Below are 26311 nucleotides of genomic sequence, written 5' to 3'. Positions count from 1 at the left end.
CCGGCAACTCTAACAAAGCCCGCGAATGCTCGGCCGGGCCCCGTGGACAGGCTCAGGATGCCAGGGGCCCCGGGTCGCGCGGATCGAACGGGGCGTCGAGCGAGCGGGCGAGATCGTCGAGCATCGCCGCGATCTGCGGCTCGACGTACTCGGCCACGGCGGCTTGGACCCGCAGCCGATGGTGCAGCAGCACGGCGCACACCTCACGCCCGATCATGTTGGCGTAGTCATCGGCGAGACCGACCTCCTGGCGGAGCGCCGCCTTCGCGGCATCCGACAGCGGGGGGAGAGCCGGGATCGCGGCGTCTTCTTCGGCGGCCAGGCCCGAGAGCGTGAACAGGAACGGCGCTCCCGGCTCGGGCTCCGGGTCCAGCGGCATCCCCTCGAACTCGGGTTCGAGGCCTTCGGCCGGGCGGTAGGACCGGCGGCGATTGCGAGCGGCCTGCTGGTCGAGCTCCGACTGAAGCATCGGCAGGTTACGGAAGGTGTACTCGGCGACGGCGTGGTCGATGATGGTCTTCACGCGCGTGGACAGGCCGTGCTGCACCCCGTGGGGAACGTCGGCGCCGAGACCGGCGGCCGAGAGCACGGGCGAACCGAAGCAGCGGCGGCACGGTGCCACCCGGCCACGATGATTCGCCGGCTCCCACCGGGGCAGCCAGGCGAGCCAGGCGTCTACCGCCTGGCCGACCTGCGTCTCGAGCGAACGCTCCACACTCCCACGCTAGTCCGACACGCCCGGGGAGAGGGGATGCCACGGCGCGGCGATCAGCGATCCTCGTCGTCGTCGCGCTCCCAGCGCCAACGGGGAGCACCCCCGCGACTGCGCACGAGAAGGACGCCGAAACCTCCCGCGAGCAGCCCCGACACCGCGATGACCGCACCCGGCCAGCCCAGCGCGACCGTCCCCGCCGCGGCGAGACCCCCCGCGGAGTCGCCGCCGGTGATCGCGGCGCCCACGGCGATGCCCACGACCTCGCCCACGTAGGCCGCGATGGCGCACGGCACGGCGGAGAGATACGCCGGCGGTGCGGCTCGCAGCCCCCACCACAGCACACCGGCGAACATCGCGAGGGCGAGCAGGAATCCGCCCACGCCGGGGAGAGGGCCCAGCCCGCGAACGGGGATGACGTCGTCGTCGAGCGCGAGGCTCACGACGCCCAGGCCGGCGATGGCCAGGGCGGCGAACGTCACCGCCGCGAAAACGACGGCGACCGGCGGGGTCGCCCCCGCCGGTCGCGGCGTATCGGTCATGGCATCCGGTCTCAGCGCTGCGAGAGCTGAGGCCCGGCCTCCAGCGTGCGCTCGTACTCGCGCTGCGCCTCGTCGTTGATCTCGGTCACGCGGCGGCCGCGCTTGGCCACCCACGCGCCGAACCAGATCGTGAGCTCGCGACCCAGCACGAAGGCGACGATCGCGAGCGGGGCGAGCACGCTCTGCTCCACCACGTCGATTCCCTGACGCGCGGTGAGCATCCAGAACGGAGCGGCGAACAGCGCGGCCAGCACGTAGCCGCCCCACGAGATGACGCCGACGAGCAGACCCCACACGACCCAGTGCCCCCACCGGCCGCGATTGATGATCGCGCCGAGGAACCAGAAGCCGAGGAAGAAGGCCACCGTGGGCACCCACAGGCCCCACGTGGTCAGGGCCGCGAGGGCGGCGTCGGCGAGACCCGAGATCTCGATGTCGCCGGTGAGGAGGCCGAGGCCGAGGATGGCGCCGAGGTACAGCACGGCGAAGGCGAGAGCGGCCAGCAGCCCGATCGCTCCCGCGGCGCCGCGGTTGCCGCGGGGACGCGGAGCCTCGGGGGCCTGCACGAAGATCGGCTGCGCACCGACCGGGCGGGTGGCGTCGGCGTCGGCGTCGTAGCCCGCGGCGACGGGGGCGGCAGCGACCGCGGGGGCGGCGACGGCGGGTGTCTCGGCACGGTCCTCGCTCGCGGCCGGAGTTGCGGTGGTCGCCGATTCGGGCTCGGCCGAGGCGGCGTAGGCGGCCCACCGGGAGTCTTCGTCGTCGAGATCGACCGACGACGCGGGCGCCGCGGGAGAGACCGGAGTCTCGCTTCGGGGCGCGACGGGCGATGCATCGTGCACGGTGGTCGCCGGCGGAGCATCGGCGGACGCGGCCTCGCGCTCCTCCCACGCCGCGGTGGCGGCCTCGGGGTCGACCGCGTCGCGGCGGGCGGCCTCGGCGTCGGCGAGCCCCTCGTGGGCACGTCCGACGACGTCGTGCGCCTCGTCCTTGGGATCGTCGACGGGGTCACCGTACGACTTGGGGTCGCTCATCGGGGTCTCCTCACGCGCGCAGATATGGTGCAAGGTCACGCTATCCCGCCGGACACGACCTGCCGCGGAGGCGTGCCGTCGTGTGTCGATCTCGACCGTGTCGGTGGCGCGCTCTAGGGTGGCTGCATGTCCGGTCGTTCGTGGTCCGCGGCCGTCGCCGCCCTCGTCGTGGTGACGGCGGCGCTGGCCCTGACCGCCTGCGCCCCCGATCAGGGCGGCGACCCGGCCCCCACGGGCCCGTCGCCGATCGAGTCGCGCACTCCCGTGGGCACCCCGATCCCCACGATCACGCCCACCGCGGCCGCAGCCCGCATCCCCACCGACTGCCGCGAGATGCTCTCGGCCGATGTGCAAGCCCAACTGGCATCCATTCCGCTCAACGACCCGTCTCTGGGCCCGTCCGGACCCCAGGCCGACGGAACGCTCCTGTGCCTCTGGCGCGACCCCGCCGCCGACACCACGGGACTGAGCACGAGCATCACCCGCATGGACCGCGGCCCCGCCCTCGACATGCTCAACGACCTCGTCGCCACACAGGGCTTCAGTTGCTACACGCCCGACGAGGGCACCCGGTGCGAGAAGACCTGGATCAACGACACCTACCCGGTCAATGACGGTCGCACGCTCTTCTGGCGCGCCGGTGTGCTCATCGACACGCAGTACTCCAACCTGGCCCCCACCGGCTACACGGCCAGCATCATCGCCTCGATCTTCGGCTGAGGCGCCGCGCTCACTCGCCGAAGGCCCGGGATGCCACGATCCCGGCGTACCCGTCCGGCATCCAGCCCGAGAACGTCGACGACACCCACCGGTCGCCGCGCAGGTCGTGCACCTCGCTCACCCCGCCGCTCGCGCGTTCGCAGTGCACCGCGCCCTCGGCGGCCGCGCACGAGAAGCCCTGGCCGCCGAGCGTCGCCTCGACCGCCGCTGCCCCCTCGGGCGACACCGTCGAGACCGTCGTCTCGAGCCAGCGTCCGGCCTCGCCCCGCCAGTGGCACGTGATCACCGGGGTCGGCGCCGCCGCCGCCACCGCCTCGGGCGTCGACAGCGCTCCCGAGCGGCGCTGGCTCAGGAGGGCCTCCGGCGACCACACCAACGACGACCACAGGGGCTGGGTGTAGAGGTCGCGGCACGTCTCAGCCGGCCCCGGAACGCGCGGGGCGTCGGTGTAGGGCGGGGTCGTCGAACCCGCCCGGAGCGTGTCGCCGACGAACGTCACCGCCCCCGGCACACCCGGGGCGGCCAGCGCGAATAGCGCCGCGACGATCCCGGCGCACAGCAACCCTGCGGGCCATGCGATCCAGGTGCTGCGCCCACCGACTCGAGCCATCGGTTCCTCCCCGACCACGGTAGGCGACCGACCCCGCACTCCCCCGTGCTCGACACGCCGCACACACGACGAAGGCCCCCGGCGTGAGCCGAGGGCCTTCGGGATCAGGATGCCGTGCCGGGGCGTGGCATCCCTCACTCAGTTGTACGTACCGGGCGTGAAGTCGTCCGTCGAGAAGCTGTCGAAGTCGACGTAGCTCAGGTCGGCGTCGCTGTACGCGCCGTCCGAGGCGAAGATGCGGTTGGGGTACCGCTCGCTCTTGGCCTCCTCCGTCGCCTCGACCGTGACGTTGCGGTACTTCGCAAGTCCGGTTCCGGCGGGGATGAGCTTTCCGATGATGACGTTCTCCTTGAGGCCGACGAGCGGGTCGCTCTTGCCCTCCATGGCCGCCTGCGTCAGGACGCGGGTGGTCTCCTGGAACGACGCGGCCGACAGCCACGACTCCGTCGCGAGCGACGCCTTCGTGATACCCATCAGCTCGGGACGACCCGACGCGGGACGCTTGCCCTCGCCGACCGTCTCGCGGTTGATGTTCTGGTAGCGCTTGAAGTCCACCAGCTCACCCGGCAGCAGGTCGGTGTCGCCGTGGTCGACGACGGTGACCTTGCGCAGCATCTGGCGCACGATGACCTCGATGTGCTTGTCGTGAATCGGCACACCCTGCGAGCGGTACACGCCCTGGACGCCGTTGACGAGGTACTTCTGCACCTCGCGGGCACCCTGCACGCGCATGACCTCCTTGGGGTCGAGCGTTCCGACCTGGAGGGGCTCACCGACCTTGACGTGCTGGCCGTCCTCGACGAGGAGAGTCGCACGCTTCAGGACCGGGTACACGACCGGCTCGTCGCCGTTGTCGGGCGTGAGGATGACCTTCTTGGCCTTCTCGGTCTCGTCGATCGTGATGCGGCCATCGGCCTCGGCGATCGGCGAGGCACCCTTCGGGGTGCGCGCCTCGAACAGCTCCTGCACACGGGGCAGACCCTGCGTGATGTCGTCAGCCGAAGCCGAACCACCGGTGTGGAAGGTACGCATCGTCAGCTGGGTACCGGGCTCACCGATCGACTGGGCCGCGATGATACCGACGGCCTCGCCGATGTCGACGATCTTTCCGGTCGCGAGCGAACGGCCGTAGCACTTCGCGCACACACCGACGGCCGAGTCACAGGTCAGCACGGAGCGGACCTTGATCGACTCGACGCCACCGTCGACCAGCTTGTTGATGAGCACATCGCCCACGTCGTCGCCGGCCTCGGCCAGAACCGTGCCCTGCGCGTCGACGACCGCCGTGGCGAGGGTACGCGCGAACACCGAGTTCTCGACGTTGGCGTCCTTGACCAGGGCGCCGGACGAGTCGGCCGCGGCGATCGGGAGCTCGAGGCCCTTCGACGTGCCGCAGTCCTCCTCGCGGATGATGACGTCCTGCGAGACGTCGACCAGACGACGCGTGAGGTATCCCGAGTCGGCCGTACGGAGGGCCGTGTCGGCCAGACCCTTACGGGCACCGTGCGTCGCGATGAAGTACTCGGCGACCGACAGACCCTCGCGGTACGAGGAGATGATCGGGCGCGGGATGATCTCACCCTTGGGGTTGTTCACGAGCCCGCGCATACCCGCGATGTTGCGGATCTGCAGCCAGTTACCACGAGCACCCGACGAGACCATGCGGTTGATGGTGTTGTCGGCGGGGAAGTTGTCGCGCATCGCCTTCTGGACGGCATCCGTGGCCTCGGTCCAGATCTTGATGAGCTCCTGGCGACGCTCGGCGTCGGTGGTCAGACCCTTCTCGTACTGCGCCTGGACCTTCGCGGCCTGCTTCTCGTAGCCCGCGACGATCTCGCCCTTGTTCGGAGGCGTGAGGATGTCGCTCAGCGCAACCGTCACACCCGAACGCGTGGCCCAGTAGAAACCGGCGTCCTTGATGCGGTCGAGCGAGGCGGCGACCTCGACCTTCGGGTACTCCTCAGCCAGCTTGTTCACGATCTGCGACAGCTTGCCCTTGTCGGCCTGCTCGCGAACGAACGGGTAGCCCTTGGGGAGCGTGTCGTTGAAGATCGCCTGACCGAGCGAGGCATCCACGAGACCGTGGCGCTCGTAGCCCTCGGGGGCCTGGCCCTCGAGGAACGACAGACCGGGGATGCGAATACGCGCCTTGGCCTGCAGGTCGAGGGTGCCCTCGTCCTTGGCCAGGATCGCCTCGCCGACCGAACCGAACGCGCGACCCTCGCCCACAGCACCCTCCTTGAGGGTGGTCAGGTGGTGGAGGCCGATGATCATGTCCTGCGAGGGCAGGGTCACCGGGCGACCGTCCGACGGCTTCAGGATGTTGTTCGACGCGAGCATGAGCACGCGGGCCTCGGCCTGAGCCTCAACCGACAGCGGCAGGTGGACGGCCATCTGGTCACCGTCGAAGTCGGCGTTGAACGCCGCGCAGACGAGCGGGTGCAGCTGGATCGCCTTGCCCTCGACGAGCTGGGGCTCGAACGCCTGGATGCCGAGACGGTGCAGGGTGGGTGCACGGTTCAGCAGCACGGGGCGCTCGCGGATGATCTCTTCGAGCACGTCCCAGACCTCGGGACGGTAGCGCTCGACGGCGCGCTTGGCGGCCTTGATGTTCTGCGAGTGACCGAGGTCGATCAGGCGCTTGATCACGAACGGCTTGAAGAGCTCGAGCGCCATCTGCTTGGGCAGACCGCACTGGTGCAGCTTCAGCTGGGGTCCGACGATGATGACCGAACGACCCGAGTAGTCCACGCGCTTGCCGAGCAGGTTCTGGCGGAAGCGACCCTGCTTTCCCTTGAGCATGTCGCTCAGGGACTTCAGGGCACGGTTGCCGGTACCGGTGACGGGGCGACCGCGGCGACCGTTGTCGAACAGCGCGTCGACGGCCTCCTGCAGCATGCGCTTCTCGTTGTTGACGATGATCTCGGGGGCACCGAGGTCGATCAGGCGACGGAGGCGGTTGTTGCGGTTGATCACGCGACGGTAGAGGTCGTTGAGGTCGGAGGTCGCGAAGCGGCCACCGTCGAGCTGAACCATCGGGCGAAGCTCCGGCGGGATCACCGGAACGACGTCGAGCACCATCGAGGCCGGCGACATGCCGGTCTGCAGGAACGAGTTGACGACCTTGAGGCGCTTGATCGCACGGATCTTGCGCTGGCCCTTGCCCTCCGAGATCTGCAGGTGGAGGCTGTCGGCCTCGGCCTGCAGGTCGAAGATCTCGAGACGACGCTTGATCGACTCGGCGCCCATGTGGGCCTCGAAGTACTGACCGAAGCGGTCCTGGAGCTCGTGGAAGACATCGTCTTCGGGCTTGAGGGCGCCCACCTCGAGGGTGCGGAAGTCTTCCCACACGCGCTCGAGCTTGGCGATCTGCTCGTCCGCGTTCTTGCGGACGGACGTCATGTCCTTCTCGGCGGCGTCCTTGACCTTCTTCTTCTGGTCGGCCTTGGCACCCTCCGCCTCCAGGGCGGCGAGCTCCTCCTCCAGCTTGGCCAGGCGCGCGGCGATCCGCGAGTCGCGGCGGTCGCCGAGCGTCTTCAGCTCGAGACGGATGTTGTTCTCCTGCGTGGCGAGGTCGCGGTGACGAGCATCTTCGTCGACCGAGATCACCATGTAGGCGGCGAAGTAGATGACCTTCTCGAGGTCCTTCGGCGCCATGTCGAGCAGGTAGCCCAGACGCGAGGGCACGCCCTTGAAGTACCAGATGTGGGTCACGGGAGCGGCGAGCTCGATGTGGCCCATGCGCTCGCGACGCACCGAGGACTTGGTGACCTCGACGCCGCAGCGCTCGCAGACGATGCCCTTGAAGCGCACGCGCTTGTACTTGCCGCACGCGCACTCCCAGTCGCGGGAGGGCCCGAAGATCTGCTCGCCGAACAGACCGTCCTTCTCGGGCTTCAGGGTGCGGTAGTTGATGGTTTCGGGCTTCTTGACCTCACCGAAAGACCAACGACGGATGTCGTCGGCGGTGGCCAGGCCGATACGAAGCTGATCGAAAGTGGTTGATTCGAGCACTGGTTCTCCTGTGTCGGAATTCTGTTCGTTGCCTGGCCGGGTCAGATCTCGTCGATGGACGAGGACTCGAAGCGGCTGGAGATGTTGATACCGAGCTCTTCTGCGGCGCGGAAGGCGTCATCGTCGGTGTCACGGAGGTTGACCGCCGTGCCGTCGGCCGAGAGGACCTCGACGTTCAGGCAGAGCGACTGCATCTCCTTCATGAGCACCTTGAACGACTCGGGGATGCCGGGCTCCTGGATGTTCTCGCCCTTGACGATCGCCTCGTAGACCTTGACGCGGCCGAGGATGTCGTCGGACTTGATCGTGAGGAGCTCCTGGAGCGCGTACGCGGCGCCGTAGGCCTCGAGGGCCCACACCTCCATCTCACCGAAGCGCTGTCCACCGAACTGCGCCTTACCACCCAGCGGCTGCTGGGTGATCATCGAGTACGGACCCGTCGAGCGCGCGTGGATCTTGTCGTCGACGAGGTGGTGCAGCTTCAGGATGTACATGTAGCCGACCGAGATGGGCGCCGGGAACGGCTCGCCGTGACGACCGTCGAACAGCACGGTCTTTCCGGTGGAGTCGATCAGGCGGTTGCCGTCGCGGTTGGGGATCGTCGAGTCGAGCAGACCCGCGATCTCATCCTCGAAGGCGCCGTCGAACACGGGAGTGGCGACCTTGGTGCCGGGAGCGGCCTCGCGAGCCATCTCGGGCAGCTTCGCGGCCCACTCGGGCGTCCCCTCGACCTTCCACCCCTGCTGAGCGATCCAGCCGAGGTGCAGCTCGAGGACCTGGCCGAAGTTCATTCGACCCGGGATACCGAGCGGGTTGAGCACGACGTCGACGGGCGTGCCGTCGGCGAGGAAGGGCATGTCCTCGATCGGGAGGATCTTGGCGATGACACCCTTGTTGCCGTGGCGGCCGGCGAGCTTGTCACCCTCGGTGATCTTGCGCTTCTGGGCGATGTAGACCACGACGCGGCGGTTGACGCCCGAGCCGAGCTCGTCGTCGCCGTCCTCGGCGTTGAACTCCTTGACCGCGATGATCGTGCCCTGCTCACCGTGGGGCACCTTCAGCGAGGTGTCACGGACTTCGCGGCTCTTCTCGTTGAAGATCGCGCGGAGCAGACGCTCCTCGGCCGAGAGCTCGGTCTCACCCTTGGGCGTGACCTTGCCGACGAGGATGTCACCGGGACGCACCTCGGCACCGATACGGACGATGCCGCGCTCGTCGAGGTCCTTCAGCAGGTCGGGGCTGACGTTGGGGAGGTCACGGGTGATCTCCTCCTTGCCGAGCTTGGTGTCGCGCGCGTCGACCTCGTACTCCTCGATGTGGATCGACGAGAGAGTGTCGTCCTTCACGAGGTCCTGGCTGAGGATGATCGCGTCTTCGAAGTTGTGACCCTCCCACGTCATGAACGCCACGAGGAGATTCTTTCCAAGGGCGAGTTCACCGTTCTCGGTCGCGGGACCGTCGGCGATGACCTCGCCGGCCTCGATGCGCTCACCGGCGGAGACGACCACACGCTGGTTGTACGACGTGCCCTGGTTGGAGCGGTCGAACTTGCGGAGGAAGTAGTCCTGCGTGCCGCCCTCGTCGAGCTGGACGGTCACGACATCGGCCGAGACCTCGAGCACGACACCCGACTTCTCGGCGGTGACGACGTCACCGGCGTCGATCGCGGCGAAGCCCTCCATACCGGTACCCACGACGGGCGACTCGCTGCGCACGAGCGGCACGGCCTGGCGCTGCATGTTCGCACCCATGAGGGCGCGGTTGGCGTCGTCGTGCTCGAGGAACGGGATGAGCGAGGTCGCCACCGACACCATCTGGCGGGGCGAAACGTCCATGTAGCCGATCTCGTCGACCGGGAACAGGTCGACCTCGCCACCCTGACCGCGGCGGGCCAGAATGCGGTCCTCGACGAAGTGGCCGTCGGCCTTGAGCGCGACACCGGCCTGGGCGACGATGTGGTCGCTCTCTTCGCTCGCGGTGAGGTAGTCGATCTGGTCGGTGACCCGGCCGTCGACGACGCGGCGGTACGGCGTTTCGATGAAGCCGAACGCGTTGATGCGGGCGAACGACGCGAGCGAACCGATCAGACCGATGTTCGGGCCTTCCGGCGTCTCGATCGGGCACATGCGGCCGTAGTGCGAGGGGTGGACGTCACGAACCTCGACGCCGGCACGCTCACGCGACAGACCACCGGGGCCCAGAGCCGACAGGCGACGCTTGTGGGTCAGACCCGCGAGCGGGTTGTTCTGGTCCATGAACTGCGACAGCTGCGAGGTGCCGAAGAACTCCTTGATCGCGGCCACGACGGGGCGCACGTTGATCAGGGTCTGCGGGGTGATCGCCTCGATGTCCTGCGTGGTCATGCGCTCGCGAACGACGCGCTCCATGCGCGACAGACCCGTGCGGACCTGGTTCTGGATGAGCTCACCCACGGCGCGGATACGACGGTTGCCGAAGTTGTCGATGTCATCGACGTCGAGACGGATCTCGGCGGCCTGGCCGTGACGCACACCATCGAACGTGGTGTCGCCGCGGTGCAGACGCACGAGGTACTTGATCGTCGCGACGATGTCGTCGACGGTGAGGACCGAGTCCGACAGCGGCTTGTCGAGACCGAGCTTCTGGTTGATCTTGTAGCGACCGACCTTCGCCAGGTCGTAGCGCTTGGAGTTGAAGTAGAAGTTGTCCAGCAGCGCGCGGGCGGCCTCGGCGGCGACCTGCTCGCCCGGACGGAGCTTGCGGTAGATGTCGCGGAGCGCGTCTTCCTTCGTGAGGATCGTGTCCTTGGACAGCGTCTCTTCGATGGAGTCGAAGCCGGCGAACTCGGTGAGGATGTCCTCGCTGGTCAGGCCGAGGGCCTTGAGGAAGACGGTGACCGACTGCTTGCGCTTGCGGTCGATGCGCACGCCGACCTGGTCGCGCTTGTCGATCTCGAACTCGAGCCAGGCACCACGCGAGGGGATGACGCGGGCCGACACGATGTCTTTGTCGGAGGTCTTGTCGGGCGTCTTGTCGAAGTAGACACCGGGCGAACGCACGAGCTGCGAGACCACGACACGCTCGGTGCCGTTGATGATGAAGGTGCCCTTGTCGGTCTGGAGCGGGAAGTCGCCCATGAAGACCGTCTGGGTCTTGATCTCACCGGTCTGGTGGTTCATGAACTCGGCCTCGACGTACAGCGGGGCGGCGTAGGTCTTGCCGCGCTCCTTGCACTCTTCGATCGAGTACTTCTCGGGCTCGAGGTAGGGGTTCGTGAACGAGAGCTGCATCGTCTCGCTCAGGTCTTCGATCGGAGAGATCTCCTCGAAGATCTCCTCCAGTCCGCTGATCTCGGGCACATCGGTGCGACCGACGGCCTGAGCCTCGGCGACCCGGGCCTTCCAGGCTTCGTTACCGACGAGCCAGTCGAACGACTCGGTCTGCAGGGCGAGCAGATCGGGAACGGTCAGCTTGTCGGAGATCTTCGCGAACGAGAGGCGGGATGCGCCGCGTCCGCTCTTCGGGGTGGTGGTGGATGCGTTGCTCGCAGCAGCCAAGGGAATAACCTCCAGAAGCCCGGGCGAGGGGCTCGTGATTCCTTGTCGTCAGGTGGAGTGCGTTCCTGCCCCGATAACCTGGTCGTCGCACGCCGCAGTGAAGCGGGGACGGACAGGCTCAGCCGACCACCATATGAGGGCAGGGGGAATCGAGGAGCGCAAAGTCCAAGCATACGCGGGAGGACGCGCCGTGTCCAGTCGGATTCTTGACGACTTTCCGGACCTGCGGTATAACCGCGCACGCCCGTCCAGGATTCCGCACCGAGCCCTCGTCAGACGCGCCGGAATCGCACGCGATCACCCGGTCGCACCTGCGCCAGCGCGTCGAGCGAGGCATCCGTCACCACCGCGACGACCGGATATCCGCCGGTCACAGGGCCGTCGGCCAGCAGCGCGACGGGCCGCCCGTGCGGCGGCACCTGCAATGCGCCGGGACGCATGCCCTCGCTCGGCAGCTCCTCGCGACGCGCGCGTTCGAGCGCCGGCCCGTCGAAACGGATGCCGACGCGGTCGGCGTCGCCGGAGACCGTCCAGGTCGCCTCGCCCAGCGTCCGCAGCGCGGGGGCGCCGAACCAGTCGGCACGCGGTCCCGGCGCGATCGCGATGTCGATGAGCGCCCCGGGAACCGTCCACGGGAACACGTCGACCACCGGCACCGGGTTCGCCGCCGTGCCCGTCCAGAGGAGATCACCGGCGCGCAGCGCGGGCGGACCGAGGCCCGCGAGAACGTCGGTCGCGCGCGAGCCGAGCGCCATCGGCATCCGGATGCCGCCGCGCACCGCGACCACGAGCCGGAGCCCCGCCTGTGCGACGCCGATCGACAACTCGGCGCCGGCGGGGACGTGCACCGGCGCGTACAGATCGCGCGCGCGGCCGTCGACCCGCACCTCGGCGAGGGCCCCGGTGACCGCGACCCACGTGTCGTGCTCCGCTCGGGCGCGGAAGCCCCCGACCGTGATCTCGATGCCGGCCGCGGCCTCGGGGTTTCCGACCAGACGGTTGGCGATACGGAGGGCGGCGCGGTCGAGGACGCCGGAGCGGGCGCCCCCCAGCGCCGCCCGGCCGGGGCGACCGAGGTCTTGCACCGTCGCGAGCGGCCCCGGGGCGAGGATCCGGAGGGTCGCGGGAGGCGCGGAGGCGACGTGCGGAGGGGAGGACACCGGACGAGCGGAGGATGCCGCCGCGGCATCCGGTCCTCCCGCGGCCCCCTGTCCTCCCCCGGTCACCGCCGCCGCGACGCCCCGGGCCGGAACGAACCGCACGCGGGCGCGCGGGGGCAGCAGCACCGGGGCGGCGGCATCCGGATCGAACAGCACGGCGTCGGTCGTGCCGATGAGGCGCCAGCCGCCGGGGGTCTCGCGCGGATACGCACCGGTGAACTCCCCCGCGAGACCCACGGCCCCGGCGGGCACGCGCGTGCGCGGACGAGCGAGGCGCGGGACGTCCCACGGCCACTGCTCACTCACGAGATAGGCGAATCCGGGGGCGAAGCCGGTGAAGGCCGCGGTCCACTCCGCCGCGGAATGGCGCGCGACGAGCTCGGTCGACGGGATGCCGAGCAGCTCCGCGGTTTCGTCGAGGTCGGCGCCGTCGTACCGGACGGGGACCTCGACGAGGGGCCCGGGCGGCGTGGCATCCGGGGTCTCTTTCTCGGCCGCGCACACCCAGCCCCGGACCGCGGCCACAGAGATGCGGGCCGGATCGAAGGCCACGAGCACGGTGCGCGCGGCCGGCACGAGATCCTCGATCCCCGCGGGCGGGTCGGCGGCCAGCGCCGCGTGCAGCGCGACCACGGCGGCGAGGTCGGCGACCTCGGCGAGCAGGGCCCGCTCCCCCATCGGACGGAGGGTCACCACGGCGCGCGCACCTCGATGCCGGCGGAGTCGAGCGCGGCGCGCACGGCCCGGGCCATCGCGACCGCCGCGGGCGTGTCACCGTGCAGGCAGAGCGAGGCGGCGTCGACGGCGATCCGCGTCCGGTCGACGGCTTCGACCTCGCCGTCGCGCACGAACCGCAGCGCCCGGTCGGCGACGAGGCCCGGGTCGTCCATCACCGCGCCGGGCTCGCCCCGGGGCACCAGACCGCCGCGCGGGGTGTAGCCCCGGTCGAGAAACGCCTCGTGCACGAAAGGAAGGCCCGCGGATGCCGCCGCCTCGGCGATCGCGCCCGGGAGCCCGAGCACGGGCAGGGGCCGGCCGAGCCTCTCCGAGTGGTCGGCGATCGCCGCCACCACGGCCTCGGCCTGCACCGCGTCGTCGATGACCGCGTGGTAGAGCGCGCCGTGGGGTTTGACGTAGCGCAGGTCGGCGCCGGCGGCGGCGAGCGCGTCCAGCTGCGCGGCGACGCTCGCGCGCAGGTCGGGCGGCGACGGGTCGCGCCGGACGCGGCCGAAGTTCGCCCGGTCGTCGTAGGAGGGGTGCGCCCCGACGGCGACGCCGAAGCGGGCCGCCCGGTCGACGGAGACCCGCATCGAGGCGGCATCCCCCGCGTGCCCTCCGCACGCGACATTGGCGCTGGAGACGACCGCGAACATCGCCTCGTCGTCGGCGGTCGGGACCCCGTCGACGGTCTCGCCGAGGTCGGCGTTGAGGTCCACGCGCATGCCGCCACGCTACCCTCCCCTCTCCCTCGCGTGAGGGTCAGCGGGAGTCGGAGATCGTGCGCCAGACGGGGAACGCGGGGTCGTGGGCGGGCCAGACCTCGGTGCGGGGCGTGCGGTGCAGGGCGGCGAGGCGCGCGACGGCGCGATCGGCCCGCTCGGGGCCGTCGTCCCCCACCGTCGAGCCGCACCGCACCCCGTGCTCGACGTTGCCGAGGAGGTCGGCGGCATCCCCCGCGAGCACGATCGTGCGCTCCGGCAGCTCCACGACGGTCGACTGGTGCCCCGGGGTGTGCCCCGAGGTGTCGATGACGCGCAGGCCTTCGGCGAGCTCGGTGTCGCCGTCGACCAGCGCCAGGGCCAGGCCGTCGCGATCGAGGTCGTCGCGGAACAGGAACGCCATGCGCGGATCGTCGACGGCCCGCACGTGCTCCCACTCCCGCCGCTGCAGGACGAGCGGCTGGTGCGGCGCGAGGAGCCGAGCCGCCCCGGTGTGGTCGAAGTGCGCGTGGGACACCACCGCCGCCGCGAGGTCGTCGAGGGCGAGGCCGGCCTCGGCGAGCTGGTCGACGAGCGGATCGCCGGGAGGCACGAGGGGCGCGTAGTTCTCGTAATCGAAGGATGCCGTGCGCACGGCGCGATCGCGGATACGCGCCGGATCGAATCCGCCGTCGACGAGCACCCACCCCTCGTCGAACACGATCGCCACGGCCGTCACCGGCTCCATCAGGAACCGGAAGGTGCTGCCGCCGTGCAGGGACACCGCCTCGGGGATCGGCTCATACGCGACGACCATGGGGACGAGTCGGCGCGGGCGCCCACTCAGCCGCAGCGGCTCGAGCGAAGCGAAGTCGACGACCGTCGAGCTCACGCCGTCGCCGCCCGGTAGGCCCGCCAGCCGCCGTGCGCGGTGATGTCGACGGCACCCTCCAGCGCCACCGACTCGCACAGGAACCCCGCGACCGTCGCGCCGTCGGCGAGCACCGCCGAACCGATGCCCATGGGCGCGGGGAGGTCGGCGACGAACCGGCCGAAGCCGGCGGCGGGCAGGCGCCAGACCTCACCCTCGATCTCGGCACCACCCTCGGCGGTACGCGCGAGACCCGGCTTGGGGGGCACGGTGTCGAGGGCGAAGAGCCGGTACTGCGCGGCGGTGCGGACCTCGGCGACGAACGTCCCTCCCGCGGCGATCAGCTGATGGTGCAGGGGCTCGCCGCGCAGATGCGCCCCCACCACCAGGAGGTCGACGGCGGGCGCCTGAATGCGCGCGGCCAGCTGCGCGAGCGTGCGGTCGGCGAAGGGCGCTCCGGTGAGCATGACGCCGAACGCCCGCCCGCCCACGACCCCGGCGGGGACGGCGAGAGCGCTGCGGTCGAGCAGGTTCGCGAAGTTCGTGTACCGGCCCATGCGACTGTTGGCCCCGACCGGGTCGGCCGCGACCTCGTCGAGAGTCGGATGCCACGTCGTGGTGGGCGTGAGGAGGGCCACCGTTCCCTCCAGTCGACGGAGGCCCTCGGCTCCGAGCCGATCCAGGCGCTCGCGGTCGCGGAAGTAGTCCGCGGCTCGAGCCTCGGCCCCGGCGAGCACGATCGCCGAGACGGTGGGATCGAGGTCGTCGCCGATGAGGTCGCGGTGCGCGGCGATGAAGTCGCCGACGGCCGCGGTGCGCTCGGCGACGAAGGCCCCGCCATACAGCAGGGATGCCGCCTCGAGCAGCGGGGCGATGTCGACCTCGACGATCTCGACGCCCGACGCGGCGAGCTCGGCGACGACCGAGGCGAACGCCTCGGCCCACCCGTCGGCGAGCCCCTCGAGGTGCTCGGCGGTGGGGACGGCGACGCGCGGCCGGGCGTCCAACGGCGGGGCCGGGGCATCGGTGCGCGCGAGCGGGTCGACCCCGTCGGGGCCGGCCATGAGCTCCGCCGCTGCGCGGGCCGTGGTCAGATCGCGGGCGAACACCGTGACGCAGTCGAGGGTGCGGCAGGCGGGCACGACGCCGGTGGCCGGGATCAGGCCGACGGTGGGCTTGACGCCGACGATGCCGTTGAGCGCGGCGGGCACCCGGCCCGAACCGGCGGTGTCGGTGCCCAGCGCGAGATCGACGATCCCGAGCGCCACGGCCACCGCCGAGCCCGAACTGGAGCCGCCCGAGATGCGGGTCGGGTCCCACGCGTTGCGTACGGCGCCGAAGGGGCTGCGGGTGCCCACGAGTCCGGTGGCGAACTGATCGAGGTTCGTCTTGCCGATCACCACGGCCCCCGCGGCCCGCAACCGGGCGACCGAGGTCGCGTCGCGCTCGGGCCGGTAGGCGTAGGCGCGGCTGCCGGCCGTGGTGGGCAGCCCCGCGACGTCGATGTTGTCCTTCACGGCGACGACCGCGCCCGCCAGCGGCAGGTGCTTGCCCGCGGCGACGCCCAGGTCGACCTCGGCGGCCTCGGCGAGGGCCTCGTCCTCATCGCGCAGGGTGATCCACACCTCGGGACGATCGACGTCGCGCAGCCGCGCGTAGGCCGCGCGGACCCGGTCCACCGCGGTCACGACGCCACCTCGACCGCCGCGAGCAGCTGGCCGGCGGCCACCGTCTCGCCCGGCCGGACGAACAGCTCGGCCACGGTCCCCGTCTCGGGCGCTCCGATTGCGGTCTCCATCTTCATCGCCTCCAGCACGATCATGCTCTGTCCCTTCTCGAAACGCTGCCCCTGTGCGGCATCCACTCTCCAGACCGAGGCCGCGAAGGGCGCCGTCACCCCGACCGTGCCCGGGGGGAGCTCGCGACCGGCGACGGGCGCCGCCGCGGGCGCCTCGTCTCGGCGGTCGAACTCGCCGCTGGCCTGCCAGCGCTCGCGCTCCTCGGCGAACGCCCGTCGCTGGCGCTCGCGGAAGGCGCCGATTCCCTCGGCCTCGTCGGCGAGGAATCTCTCGTACTCCGCGAGGGCGAACTCGCCCTCGACGGTCTCGAAGCGTCCGCGCCCGGCATCCACGTCTGCGCGCAGGTCGAGCAGTTCCTCGGGCGAGACGGGGTACCAGCGGATGCGGTCGAAGAATCGGAGCGCCCACGGGTTCTCGGCGAAGAGGCCCCCGCGGCGGAAGCGGTTCCAGATCTGCACGGTGCGGCCGACGAACTGGTAGCCGCCCGGTCCCTCCATGCCGTAGATGCACAGGTAGGCGCCGCCGATACCGACGGAGTTCTCGGCCGTCCACGTGCGGGCGGGGTTGTACTTCGTGGTGACGAGCCGGTGCCGCGGGTCGAGCGGTGTCGCCACCGGTGCCCCGAGGTAGACGTCACCGAGACCCATGACGAGGTACTGCGCGTCGAACACCGTGCGGTAGACGTCGTCGACGCTGTCGAGCCCGTTGATGCGGCGGATGAACTCGATGTTCCACGGCGTCCAGGGGGCGTCGTCGCGGACGCCGGCCATGTACCGCTCGATCGCCAGCCGTGTGGCCGGGTCGTCCCACGACAGCGGCAGGCGCACCTCGCGCGACGGCACGACGAGCTCGGAGGTCGGCGGCAGGTCGTCGTCGAGCTCGCGCAGCAGGCCGACGAGTTGCGAGGCCCGCAGCACCGAGGCGTCGGTGTGCACCTGAAGCGACCGGATGCCGGGGGTCACGTCGAGAATCCCGCGCGGCGCCTCTTCGGCGAGGCGCTCCTGCAGCGCGTGCACGCGCATGCGCAGCCCGAGGTCGAGCACCTGGTCGCCGAACTCGACGAGCACGTTGTCGTCGCCGTCGCGCCGGTACGTGGTGCGCGGGCGGAGGACCCGCTCCCCCTCGACCTCGGCGTCGCGGACCGCGATCACGCCGTCGTCGCCGTCGCCCCGGCCGACGAGCGCCGGAACGGCGACCGCCGGGTCCAGGCCTGCCGCGTCGGCCTCGCGGACCGGCGCGAACCGCACGATGTCGTCGGGGCGCAGCTGACCGAGCTTCCACAGATCCCCGGATGCCACGACCACCGGGCACACGAATCCGCCGAGGCTCGGCCCGTCGGGGCCGAGGAGCACGGGGGTGTCGCCGGTGAAGTCGAGCGCGCCGACCGCGTACGGGGTGTCGTGGATGTTCGACGGGTGCAGGCCCGCCTCGCCGCCGTCCGTGCGCGCCCACGTCGGCTTCGGGCCGGTGAGCCGCACACCCGTGCGGGCCGAGTTCACCTGCACGCGGTACTCGGCGGCGTAGAGCTCGTCGATGTCGTCGCGGGTGAAGAACTCGGGGGCACCGTGCGGACCCTCCGTGACGGCGATCACCCACGACGACGTGAGGTGCGGGCGCCGCTCCCGCGGCGTCGGGGCGGGGTCGGTCGCCGCCGCGGCGCCGGGACGCAGCACGTCGCCGGTCACGAGCGCCCGGCCGCCGTGCCCGCCGAACCCGCCGAGCGTGAAGGTCGAGGCACTCCCGAGGTACGCGGGCACGTCGAGGCCGCCGCGGACGGCGAGGAACACCCGCATACCCGGGCCCTCGGCGGCGCCCACGCGCAGCACACCGCCCGCGGGAACGGCGATCGGCTCCCACATCGGCGCCGGGACGCCGTCGAGTTCGACCGGGGCAGCCGCCCCCGTGACGGCCACGACGGAGGGCGCGCTGAAGCGCAGCGTCGGTCCGGTGAGGGTGATCTCCAGGCCCGGCGCACCCTCGGGATTGCCGACGGCGAGGTTCGCCTCGCGGAAGGACACGGCATCCATCGGTCCGGAAGGCGGAACGCCGACCTTCCAATACCCGATCCGCCCCGGGAAGTCCTGCACGGTCGTGAGCATCCCCGCGTCGACGACGTCGATGCGCGGGTCGGGATCGCGCGCGCCGTCGACGGTCCCGGTGTCGTGCCGGACGGCTCGGACGCGCGCGTCGTTCACGATCTCGCGGATCATGCCGGCGCCGGTGACGATGCCGTCAACCCGCGTGTCGGCGAGAGCGGCGGAGAGCCGGTCGAGGGCGGCGTCACGGTCGGCACCGTGAGCGATGACCTTCCCCAGCAGCGGGTCGTAGAACGGCGACACCTCGCTGCCCGCCTCCACCCACGAGTCGACCCGGATGCCATCGCCCTCGGGCCACCGCACGGCGGTGACGAGTCCGGTCGACGGCGTGTTGCCGCGGTCGGGGTCCTCCGCGTAGATGCGGGCCTCCACGGCGTGTCCGCGGGGGTCGCGGGCCGTGGCGAACAGCTCGTCCGGGATGGCGGCCGAGCCGCCCGCGGCGAGGTCGAGCATGAGGGCGACGAGGTCGACCCCGAACACCGCCTCGGTGACCGGGTGCTCCACCTGGAGCCGCGCGTTGACCTCGAGGAAGTAGGCGCGCTCGCCCACCGGGTCATAGACGAACTCGGCGGTGCCGGCCGAGCGATACGACACCCCGGCGGCGAGCGCCGCGGCGGTGCGGTGCAGCTCCGCGCGCACCTCGGGCGGCAACCCCGGGGCGGGGGCCTCTTCGACGACCTTCTGGTTGCGGCGCTGCAGGGAGCAGTCGCGGTCACCGAGCACCGCGACGCGCCCGGCGCCGTCGCCGAAGAGCTGGACCTCGACGTGGCGGGCGGGCCGGACGAACTTCTCCAGGAACACCCCGGGCGTGCCGAAGCTCGCCTCGGCCTGACGCACCACCGCGTCGTACGCGGCGCAGAGCTCGGCGGCATCCGCGCACACACGCATGCCGATGCCCCCACCGCCACCGGTCGCCTTGAGCATCACGGGATACCCGATCTCGGATGCCGCAGCCTCGGCCTCGTCGAGGGAGGCGAGCACCCCGGTGCCCGGGAGGAGCGGGACGCCCGCCGCCTCGGCGAGCGCGCGGGCGCGGTGCTTGAGCCCGAAGGCCTCGAGTTGTTCGGGCGTCGGACCGACCCACACCAGCCCCGCCGCCTCGACGGCGCGCGCGGCGTCGGCGTTCTCGGCGAGGAAGCCGTATCCGGGGTGGATCGCCCCGGCGCCCGTGGCGCGGGCCGCGGCCAGGATGGCATCCACCCGCAGGTAGGACTCCGCGGCGGGCGCGGGGCCCAGGCGCACGGCCTCGTCGGCTTCGCGGACGTGGGGGGCAGCGCGGTCGGCGTCGGAGAAGACCGCGACGGTGCGCAGGCCTCGCTCGCGGGCGGACCGGATGATCCGGCGCGCGATCTCGCCCCGGTTGGCGACGAGGAGGGTGTCGAACGAGGTCACGGGCGGGTCACCACCATGCGCAGCGGCGTGCAGCTGAAGTCGTTGCACGGGTTGTTCATCTGCGGGCAGTTCGACACGATCACGAGCACGTCGCGCTCGGCGCGCAGCGCCACGCGCTTGCCGGGGGCCGACATCCCGTCGACGATGCCGAGCGAGCCGTCCTCCTCGACGGGCACGTTCATGAACCAGTTGAGGTTGGAGACGAGGTCACGGGCGCCGAGACCGTACCGCGCCGCCTCCGCGAGGAAGTTCTCGCGGCATCCGTGCTGGTAGAGGGTGTGGTGCCCGTACCGCAGGGTGTTCGACTCCTTGCCGCACGCGCCACCGATGGTGTCCTGGCGGTCGACCTCGTTGCCGACCACGGTCATGAGCGGGCGGCCGAGGTTGCTCCGCAGCACCGTGCCGGTGCGGACGTAGACGTTGCGCTGCCACGCGATCGTGTCGGCGGCGCTGTAGCGCTCGTCGGTGTCGGCAGCGTCGTAGACGAGGAAGTCGGCGGACTGGTTGCCGCCCACGTCGACGATCGTCAGGACGTCGCCGGCGCGGACGATGCCCGACCAGGGGGCACGGGGCGCGACGCGCTCGTCGAGCACGACCTCGCCGGCGACGAGCGGCTCCGACCAGTCGAGGGGAACGCCGTCGGCGTGCACGGGGCGGTCCGGAACGGTGGTGATCATGGCTCTGCTCCTCACAGTCCGGCCAGGGCGGCGTAGGCGATGGTGTTGCGGTAGGCGCGTTCGCGCTCGGGGGTGCGCGAGAAGACGGCATCGTCCTCCCGGGTGGGGCGCGCGGCCCACGCCGTGACCTGCAGCGGACCCACCACGTAGTCGTCGCGCGGGTCGAGCGGATGCGGGACGTTAGCGATCAGAACGATGAGAGGGAGTTCCGCAACCAGGTCGACCGACGCGCCCGGCCCGGCGGAGCCGATCCAGTCGAGGTCGCCGTCGGCGTTCGCGCGCACGCCCTGGAAGAACGACACCGACGGCGGCAGGTCGCGCGTGGTCAGCCCGTGCTTGCTCGCGGCCAGCCGGAGCAGGCCGTGACCCGACGGCGACGGACCCTCCGGCGCGGCGTCGCCGTAGCGCTCGATCGCCGCGGCGTCGCTCGTCGTGCCGCAGAAGGCGTCGTGGTGGCCGGAGGTGTCGGCGGCGACGGTGGCGAGCACGCGACCGTCGCCGGAGAGCAGCGGGTGGCCCTCGCCGAGGTAGGCCTGCCACGGGATCTTCTGGGTATCGGCCACGTTGAGCCGCTCCCCCGGGTTCGCGGCGTTGAACAGAACCACCGTGGCGCACGCGTCACCCGTGGGATCGGCGAGCCGGATCCGGGTGCCGCGGGCCACCCGGAGGTGCGTGTACCCGCCGGGGGCGACGGTCTCGGCCCAGCGCAGGTCGCCGTCGGCAACCTCTTCGGGCCGGAAGGGTGCACTCTCGGGCGGCAGGAATGGCATCCACTCGGAACGCGCATCTCGCGCGCGAGCATCCTGACGCGCTCGTCCGACGTCACCGAGTGCGTTCACGCGACCATCCATGGCGGTGCCTTTCTGTCGATTGACAGGTATTAGAGCACCCGTGCGTTTCGGCGGCGTTACGAAGGCCCCGGGTACGGTGGGGGCATGGCGCCGACGAGAACCGGACGACCCCGGGCGTCCGGCTCCTCCCCCACCGGGCTCGGCACGCGCGCCGACGTCCTCGCCGCCGCCGCGGCCCTGTTCGGTACGCGCGGGTACGGCTCGGCCAGCACGCACGCGATCGCCGAGGCCGCCGGCATCCGTCAAGCGACGCTCTACCACCACTTCGCGCGCAAGCAGGACATCCTGCTCGCCCTGCTGTTAGACACCGTGCAGCCCTCGCTCGACGTCGCCGCCGAGCTGCTCGCCCGCGACGAGGAGCCCGCCGCGCGCCTGTGGGCGCTGTGCGTGTCCGATGCCACGCTCCTGGCCGAGGCCCCGCACAACACCGGGGCGCTGTACCTGCTGCCCGAGGTCTCCGATGCGGCGTTCCAGCCCTTCCGCGAGCGCCGCAGCGAGCTCGAGACGACCTACCGCACGTTCGTCGCCGCGTGCGGCGTCGATCCCGACGGCGCGGCAGCGGGGGCGGCGCTCGTACTCGCGCTGGTGGAGAGCGTGATCCTGCAGCGCAAGGCCGGCGCGCAGACAACACCCCTGGATGCCACGACGATCGCGGCCGCGGCGCTGCGGGTGCTCGACCTGGATGCCGCCACCCGCGAGCGCGCGGCGCACCTCGGGCCGGCCGTGCTCGACGCGCTGGCCTGACCGGTCCCGCCCGCACTCATAAACGCGATACGCGCGCGGAAACGCGCTGCCAACGCGTTTGCGTGCGCGGATCGCGTTTATGGGGGGTGGGGGGCCGCGGGCGATTTCACGTGCCTTTTACACAGCGGAAACCACGCGAGACCTCGGCGAGCGGATCGTTTCTGTCAAGCAACAGAAACCCGAACCGTCCCTCATCGCCGGGAGCCCGCCATGATCATCTTCGGAGTCGCGCTGAGCGTCGTCCTCATCCTCGTCGTCGGCATCGTCGTCGCGCGAAAGGTCGACGGCGACAGCGCGAATTACCTCGTCGCCGGGCGTCGCCTCGGCGTGCCGCTCGTCGCCGTCAGCCTCACCGCCGCCGCTGTCGACGCCAATGCCACGGTCGGCAACACCGACCTCACGTCGCAGTTCGGCTTCTGGTCGGGCGCCTCGCTCGCCATCGGCCTCGCCCTGTGCCTGCTGCTGACCGGCCTGTTCCTCGCCAAGCGCATGAACGCCATGAAGCTCTTCACGCTGGGTGACTTCTTCCGCCTCCGGTACGGGCGGCCGGTGGAGCTGCTGGCATCCGTGCTCATGATCGTGTCGTTCACGTTCCTGCTCGCCGGCAACCTCGTCGCGTGCGGTTTCCTGCTCGAGCGCTTCGCGAACATCCCCTACGCGTGGGGCGTGGTGCTCGCCGTGGTCCTCGTGCTCGCATACACCGTCGCGGGCGGCCTGTTCTCGGATGCCTACACCGCGGCGATCCAGACGGCGATCACCGTCGTGGCGGCGATCGTCCTGCTCGCGTGGGTCGCGTTCTCGTACGGCATCGTGATCCCCGAGGGCATGGGGCCGTTCGACCTCGAGCAGCTCAGCGACCCCGCCGCCGGAGCCCCCATCAACTGGGCGACGCTCATCTCGCTGGCCATCGGCGACATCGTCGCGATCGACTTCATGCAGCGCATCTTCGGGGCGAAGAGCCCGTCCGTCGCGCAGCGCTCGTGCTTCATCGCCGCGGGGCTCACCGCCGCGATCGGTTCGGTCTTCGCGATCGTCGCCCTGAGCGTCTCGTCGACGCTCGGGCTCTCGGTCGAGAACGGGCCGGTGCTGTACCAGCTGCTCGGCGACTACGCGCCGCCGATCATCGCGATCCTGGTGCTCTCGGGCATCGTCGCGGCGTCGTTCTCGACGGCCTCCGGGGCGATGCTGGCCACCTCGGCGATCGCCGTCCGCAACGTCTTCACGGTCCGCCGCCACACCGGCAGCGGCCCCGACCCGCTGCTGCGCTGGACGCGTCTGGCCATGATCCCGTTCGTGATCGCCGGCGCCTTCCTCGCCATCCGCGTGAGCCAGACCGGCATCCTGCTCACGCTCGCCTTCGACCTCATGCTCGCGTGCCTCGCGGCACCGTTCGTCATCGGGGTGTTCTGGAAGCGTCCGGGCGCCGTCGCCGCCCTCGGCGCGATGACCGTCGGCTTCGTCGTGCGCATGACGCTGCTGGCCCTGACCCCGACGCTCTACGGCGTGCCCAACGACATCTTCTACGTCCCGAACGACCTCGTCGGACCGGAGTTCGACGGCTGGGCGACGCTCGTGTCGGCGGTCATCGGATTCGGTACGTACGTCGCCCTGGCCTTCGTGCTCCCCCGCCGCACGCGGGAGCTCGATCGCGAAGCCGCCGTGCTGGCCGACCTCGCGGCCGAGCGCGAGACCTCGGAGCGCGAGGGCGTGGAGGTTCCGGCGTAAGCCGACCTCGCGGGGCCGAGGGAGACGGACGCCGCCCGGCGTCGGTACCCTCGGCCCCGCGTCGCGCTTCTCCGCGAGGACTCCGTTGCGGATCCATTCCAGCGGCTTTAGGATCCAATTGTGACTTTCGTGATGCGCCCCGCCGAGGTGGATTCCTCTGAGCTCGAGGCCAAGCCCCTCGCCCCGCCGAACGCCGAGCCGCTGGCCGGCGAGATCATCGTCCGGGGCAAGGTCCAGTTCGTGAACGACGACCGCACGATCATCTCCGGAATCTGGGAGAGCGACCCGGGCACGTCGCGGTGGGAATTCCTCACCCGCGGCGAGATCGTCCACATCCTCGCCGGACGCATGACCGTCCAGCGCGACGGCGAGGAGCCGGTCGAGCTCACCGCCGGCAGCGCCGCGTACTTCCCGATCGGATGGACGGGCGTGTGGAACGTCATCGACCCCGTCCGCAAGCTCTACGTCGTCTACAAGCCCGCCGCCTGAGCGATCTCGCGCCCACCCCACCTGTCCCGCTCCTCGCCCCTCCCCTCTGAAAGACCGCGACCCATGCCACGCATCATCGACCTGAGCATCCCCGTCCACCCCGAGATGCTGCACTGGGGTCGCCGCCCGACGTACGAGATGGTGGAGGAGATCTCCGACACCAGCCCCAGCGAGGTCTCGCGGTGGCTCATCGGCGCCCACACCGGCACCCACGTCGATGCGCCCAGCCACTTCGTGAAGGGAGGGACGACCGTCGACTCGCTCCCGATCGACCACACCATCGGGGAAGCGCGCGTGCTCGATCTCCGTCACGTCGAGAAAGAGATCACCGCCGACGACCTCGTCGCCGCCGGGGCAGAGGGCGCGAAGCGCGTGCTGTTCAAGACCCGCAACTCCACCGATGCCCTGACCCGCACCGAGAAGAGCGAGACGTGGGTCGGCCTCGGCCCGTCGGGCGCGCAGTGGCTCGTCGACAACGGCGTGGTGTTCGCGGCGAACGACTACATGACCATGGAGGCGCCCGATCACACGGTCGAGTGGCCGACCCACGTCATCCTGTGCAACGCCGGTGTCGTGATCCTCGAGAACGCGAACCTCGCGGAGGCCGAGCCCGGCGACTACTACCTCGTGTGCCAGCCCATCCCCTTCGAGGGGCGCGAGGCGGCGCCGGCGCCGACGGTGCTCCTGACGCTCCCGGGCGCATGACAGCCTCCTCCTCGATGTCGGCGGAGCAGCGCGCGGCCGCCCTGGGCCTGCGGATCCCCGACTACACGAACCCCCCGTACGGCGGGCGTTACGGAGCGGGGCTCAAGGCGTTCCACCGCACCGGCGACCTCGTCGAGCTCAGCGGGATCACCCCCGAGACCCGCGACGGCGCGCAGGTACATCCGGGCGTCGTCGGCACCGAGGTGTCGCTCGCCGAAGCTCAGGATGCCGCCCGCCAGACCGCGATCAACAGCCTCGGCCTGATCCGGCTTGCCGTGGGATCGCTCGACGCGGTTGCCGGGCTCTCGCGCGCCCTGTGCTTCGTGCTGTGCGGGCCGGACTTCGACCGCCTCAACGAGGTCTCCAACGGCGCCACCCAGCTCTACCTCGACGTCTTCGGCCCCGAGATCGGCGCCGTGGGACGAGCGAGCATCGGCGCCACGAGCCTCACGCGCCGCAACAGCTTCGAGCTCTGGCTGAGCTTCGAAGCCCACCCCCTCCCCTGAGCATTCGGAGTCCTCATGCACGTCGTTCTCGTTCACGGCTCGGGCGGCAGCGCCCAGTCCTGGTCCTCCGTCGTCCCGCTGCTCGAGGCAGCCGGCATCCCGGTCACCGTGTCGGACACCCCCTCGCAGTCCCTCCACGACGACGTCGCGACCATCACGCGGATCATCGACGACATCGACGGGCCGGTGCTGCTCGTCGGCCACTCGTACGGGGGCTCGATCATCACCGGCGCGGGCACGCACCCGCGCGTGCGCGGCCTCGTCTACATCGCGGCGTGGGTTCCCGACGAGGGCGAGAACGTCCAGGAACTGGTCGGGCAGTACCCCGAGGCCGAGGTCGGCAAGTGGTTCACGCGCGGCGCGGACGGCAGCTGGATCCCGGACGATTCGCCCGCCGCACGGCAGGCGCTGGCGTGGGACGTTCCCCTGGACGTGTGGGACCGGCGCGTCCACGATCGGCGCACCTCGGCCGACGCCATCTTCACCGAGCGCAGCGGCCCCGCCGCCTGGCGCACCCGCCCGTCCTGGTACCTGATCGCGGAGGACGACAAGCACATCCACCTCGAGGGCCAGAAGCACATGGCCGCGCGCGCGGGAGCGCACATCCAGACCGTCGCCACGAGCCACGCGGTGCCCTACGCCGCCCCCGAGGCCGTGGTCGCCCTCATCGAGGCGGCGCGATCGTCCCTCGCGGAGTGAGGGGATCTCGA

The 26311-nt window shown here is 71.0% G+C and carries 20 protein-coding genes; 7 read left to right on the top strand and 13 right to left on the bottom strand.

Translation table 11 applies throughout. From position 1 onward, the window contains the following. Nucleotides 1-52: 52 nt before the first annotated feature. Genes ACU6WY_RS02015 through ACU6WY_RS02005 form a run of 3 tightly spaced genes read right to left on the bottom strand, consistent with a single transcriptional unit; the run spans nucleotide 53 to nucleotide 2288 of the window. Nucleotides 53-715 carry a spermidine/putrescine ABC transporter substrate-binding protein gene (locus ACU6WY_RS02015; RefSeq protein ID WP_483820817.1) on the bottom strand — a complete coding sequence of 221 codons (663 nt, stop codon included), beginning with the start codon at nucleotides 713-715 and terminating at the stop codon, nucleotides 53-55. Nucleotides 716-768: 53 nt separating this feature from the next. Further along, nucleotides 769-1254, bottom strand: a complete 486-nt coding sequence (locus tag ACU6WY_RS02010) for a hypothetical protein (protein ID WP_483820816.1) — start codon at nucleotides 1252-1254, stop codon at nucleotides 769-771. Between the two features lie 11 nt (nucleotides 1255-1265). Beyond that, entirely contained in the window at nucleotides 1266-2288 is a 1023-nt protein-coding gene (locus tag ACU6WY_RS02005; protein WP_483820815.1) for an ABC transporter, read from the bottom strand. Between the two features lie 126 nt (nucleotides 2289-2414). Between ACU6WY_RS02005 and ACU6WY_RS02000 the strand changes: the two genes are divergently transcribed. Next, complete coding sequence (locus tag ACU6WY_RS02000; RefSeq protein WP_483820814.1) at nucleotides 2415-3008, top strand: hypothetical protein; 594 nt, start codon at nucleotides 2415-2417, stop codon at nucleotides 3006-3008. Nucleotides 3009-3018: 10 nt separating this feature from the next. On the opposite strand, the gene ACU6WY_RS01995 is transcribed toward ACU6WY_RS02000, so the two are convergent. The 10 genes from ACU6WY_RS01995 to ACU6WY_RS01950 form a co-directional block, all read right to left on the bottom strand. Then, complete coding sequence (locus ACU6WY_RS01995; RefSeq protein ID WP_483820813.1) at nucleotides 3019-3618, bottom strand: hypothetical protein; 600 nt, start codon at nucleotides 3616-3618, stop codon at nucleotides 3019-3021. Nucleotides 3619-3756: 138 nt separating this feature from the next. After that, nucleotides 3757-7632 carry a DNA-directed RNA polymerase subunit beta' gene (gene rpoC / locus ACU6WY_RS01990; protein ID WP_483820812.1) on the bottom strand — a complete coding sequence of 1292 codons (3876 nt, stop codon included), beginning with the start codon at nucleotides 7630-7632 and terminating at the stop codon, nucleotides 3757-3759. Between the two features lie 41 nt (nucleotides 7633-7673). Then, the gene (gene rpoB, locus ACU6WY_RS01985) at nucleotides 7674-11168 is read right to left on the bottom strand and encodes a DNA-directed RNA polymerase subunit beta (protein WP_483820811.1); all 3495 of its coding nucleotides are present in this window, start codon (nucleotides 11166-11168) and stop codon (nucleotides 7674-7676) included. Nucleotides 11169-11440: 272 nt separating this feature from the next. After that, nucleotides 11441-13024 carry a 5-oxoprolinase subunit B/C family protein gene (locus ACU6WY_RS01980; RefSeq protein ID WP_483820810.1) on the bottom strand — a complete coding sequence of 528 codons (1584 nt, stop codon included), beginning with the start codon at nucleotides 13022-13024 and terminating at the stop codon, nucleotides 11441-11443. Then, the gene (pxpA, locus tag ACU6WY_RS01975; protein ID WP_483820809.1) at nucleotides 13018-13770 is read right to left on the bottom strand and encodes a 5-oxoprolinase subunit PxpA; all 753 of its coding nucleotides are present in this window, start codon (nucleotides 13768-13770) and stop codon (nucleotides 13018-13020) included. The genes ACU6WY_RS01980 and pxpA overlap by 7 nt, the downstream gene beginning before the upstream one ends. Nucleotides 13771-13807: 37 nt before the next feature. Continuing rightward, nucleotides 13808-14638, bottom strand: coding sequence for an N-acyl homoserine lactonase family protein (locus ACU6WY_RS01970; protein WP_483820808.1), 831 nt, complete (start codon nucleotides 14636-14638; stop codon nucleotides 13808-13810). Beyond that, nucleotides 14635-16305: an allophanate hydrolase gene (locus ACU6WY_RS01965; protein ID WP_483820807.1), complete on the bottom strand. Its 1671-nt coding sequence runs from the start codon at nucleotides 16303-16305 to the stop codon at nucleotides 14635-14637. The genes ACU6WY_RS01970 and ACU6WY_RS01965 overlap by 4 nt, the downstream gene beginning before the upstream one ends. Further along, nucleotides 16302-19904 carry an urea carboxylase gene (gene uca, locus ACU6WY_RS01960; RefSeq protein ID WP_483820806.1) on the bottom strand — a complete coding sequence of 1201 codons (3603 nt, stop codon included), beginning with the start codon at nucleotides 19902-19904 and terminating at the stop codon, nucleotides 16302-16304. Before uca ends, ACU6WY_RS01965 begins: the two co-directional genes overlap by 4 nt. Beyond that, complete coding sequence (locus ACU6WY_RS01955) at nucleotides 19901-20581, bottom strand: urea amidolyase associated protein UAAP2 (RefSeq protein ID WP_483820805.1); 681 nt, start codon at nucleotides 20579-20581, stop codon at nucleotides 19901-19903. Before ACU6WY_RS01955 ends, uca begins: the two co-directional genes overlap by 4 nt. Before the next feature lie 11 nt (nucleotides 20582-20592). Then, a complete protein-coding gene (locus ACU6WY_RS01950; protein WP_483820804.1) occupies nucleotides 20593-21420 on the bottom strand; it encodes an urea amidolyase associated protein UAAP1 in 828 nt (275 codons plus the stop codon). Between the two features lie 96 nt (nucleotides 21421-21516). Between ACU6WY_RS01950 and ACU6WY_RS01945 the strand changes: the two genes are divergently transcribed. The 6 genes from ACU6WY_RS01945 (at nucleotide 21517) to ACU6WY_RS01920 (ending at nucleotide 26300) form a co-directional block, all read left to right on the top strand. Beyond that, nucleotides 21517-22176, top strand: coding sequence for a TetR/AcrR family transcriptional regulator (locus tag ACU6WY_RS01945; protein WP_483820803.1), 660 nt, complete (start codon nucleotides 21517-21519; stop codon nucleotides 22174-22176). A 210-nt stretch (nucleotides 22177-22386) separates the two neighbouring features. Next, nucleotides 22387-23901: a sodium:solute symporter family transporter gene (locus tag ACU6WY_RS01940; protein WP_483820802.1), complete on the top strand. Its 1515-nt coding sequence runs from the start codon at nucleotides 22387-22389 to the stop codon at nucleotides 23899-23901. A gap of 120 nt (nucleotides 23902-24021) precedes the next feature. Next, a complete protein-coding gene (locus tag ACU6WY_RS01935; protein ID WP_483820801.1) occupies nucleotides 24022-24390 on the top strand; it encodes a cupin domain-containing protein in 369 nt (122 codons plus the stop codon). 63 nt (nucleotides 24391-24453) lie between these two features. Further along, the gene (locus tag ACU6WY_RS01930) at nucleotides 24454-25095 is read left to right on the top strand and encodes a cyclase family protein (RefSeq protein WP_483820800.1); all 642 of its coding nucleotides are present in this window, start codon (nucleotides 24454-24456) and stop codon (nucleotides 25093-25095) included. Next, nucleotides 25092-25601 (top strand): RidA family protein, encoded by a 510-nt coding sequence (locus ACU6WY_RS01925; RefSeq protein WP_483820799.1) that lies wholly within the window; start codon nucleotides 25092-25094, stop codon nucleotides 25599-25601. The genes ACU6WY_RS01930 and ACU6WY_RS01925 overlap by 4 nt, the downstream gene beginning before the upstream one ends. A gap of 15 nt (nucleotides 25602-25616) precedes the next feature. Next, the gene (locus ACU6WY_RS01920) at nucleotides 25617-26300 is read left to right on the top strand and encodes an alpha/beta fold hydrolase (protein ID WP_483820798.1); all 684 of its coding nucleotides are present in this window, start codon (nucleotides 25617-25619) and stop codon (nucleotides 26298-26300) included. The last annotated feature ends 11 nt before the right edge of the window (nucleotides 26301-26311 follow it).

Source organism: Microbacterium sp. ZW3a (assembly GCF_057167165.1).
This window is presented reverse-complemented; position numbering and strand designations above follow the sequence as displayed.

What these genes read in the sequence shown, in the direction of transcription:
- ACU6WY_RS02010 (WP_483820816.1), bottom strand. Translation starts at nt 1,254, where the DNA reads ATGACCGATACGCCGCGACCGGCGGGGGCGACCCCGCCGGTCGCCGTC.
- ACU6WY_RS02005 (WP_483820815.1), bottom strand. Translation starts at nt 2,288, where the DNA reads ATGAGCGACCCCAAGTCGTACGGTGACCCCGTCGACGATCCCAAGGAC.
- ACU6WY_RS02000 (WP_483820814.1), top strand. Translation starts at nt 2,415, where the DNA reads ATGTCCGGTCGTTCGTGGTCCGCGGCCGTCGCCGCCCTCGTCGTGGTG.
- ACU6WY_RS01995 (WP_483820813.1), bottom strand. Translation starts at nt 3,618, where the DNA reads ATGGCTCGAGTCGGTGGGCGCAGCACCTGGATCGCATGGCCCGCAGGG.
- pxpA (WP_483820809.1), bottom strand. Translation starts at nt 13,770, where the DNA reads ATGCGCGTGGACCTCAACGCCGACCTCGGCGAGACCGTCGACGGGGTC.
- ACU6WY_RS01955 (WP_483820805.1), bottom strand. Translation starts at nt 20,581, where the DNA reads ATGATCACCACCGTTCCGGACCGCCCCGTGCACGCCGACGGCGTTCCC.
- ACU6WY_RS01945 (WP_483820803.1), top strand. Translation starts at nt 21,517, where the DNA reads ATGGCGCCGACGAGAACCGGACGACCCCGGGCGTCCGGCTCCTCCCCC.
- ACU6WY_RS01940 (WP_483820802.1), top strand. Translation starts at nt 22,387, where the DNA reads ATGATCATCTTCGGAGTCGCGCTGAGCGTCGTCCTCATCCTCGTCGTC.
- ACU6WY_RS01930 (WP_483820800.1), top strand. Translation starts at nt 24,454, where the DNA reads ATGCCACGCATCATCGACCTGAGCATCCCCGTCCACCCCGAGATGCTG.
- ACU6WY_RS01925 (WP_483820799.1), top strand. Translation starts at nt 25,092, where the DNA reads ATGACAGCCTCCTCCTCGATGTCGGCGGAGCAGCGCGCGGCCGCCCTG.
- ACU6WY_RS01920 (WP_483820798.1), top strand. Translation starts at nt 25,617, where the DNA reads ATGCACGTCGTTCTCGTTCACGGCTCGGGCGGCAGCGCCCAGTCCTGG.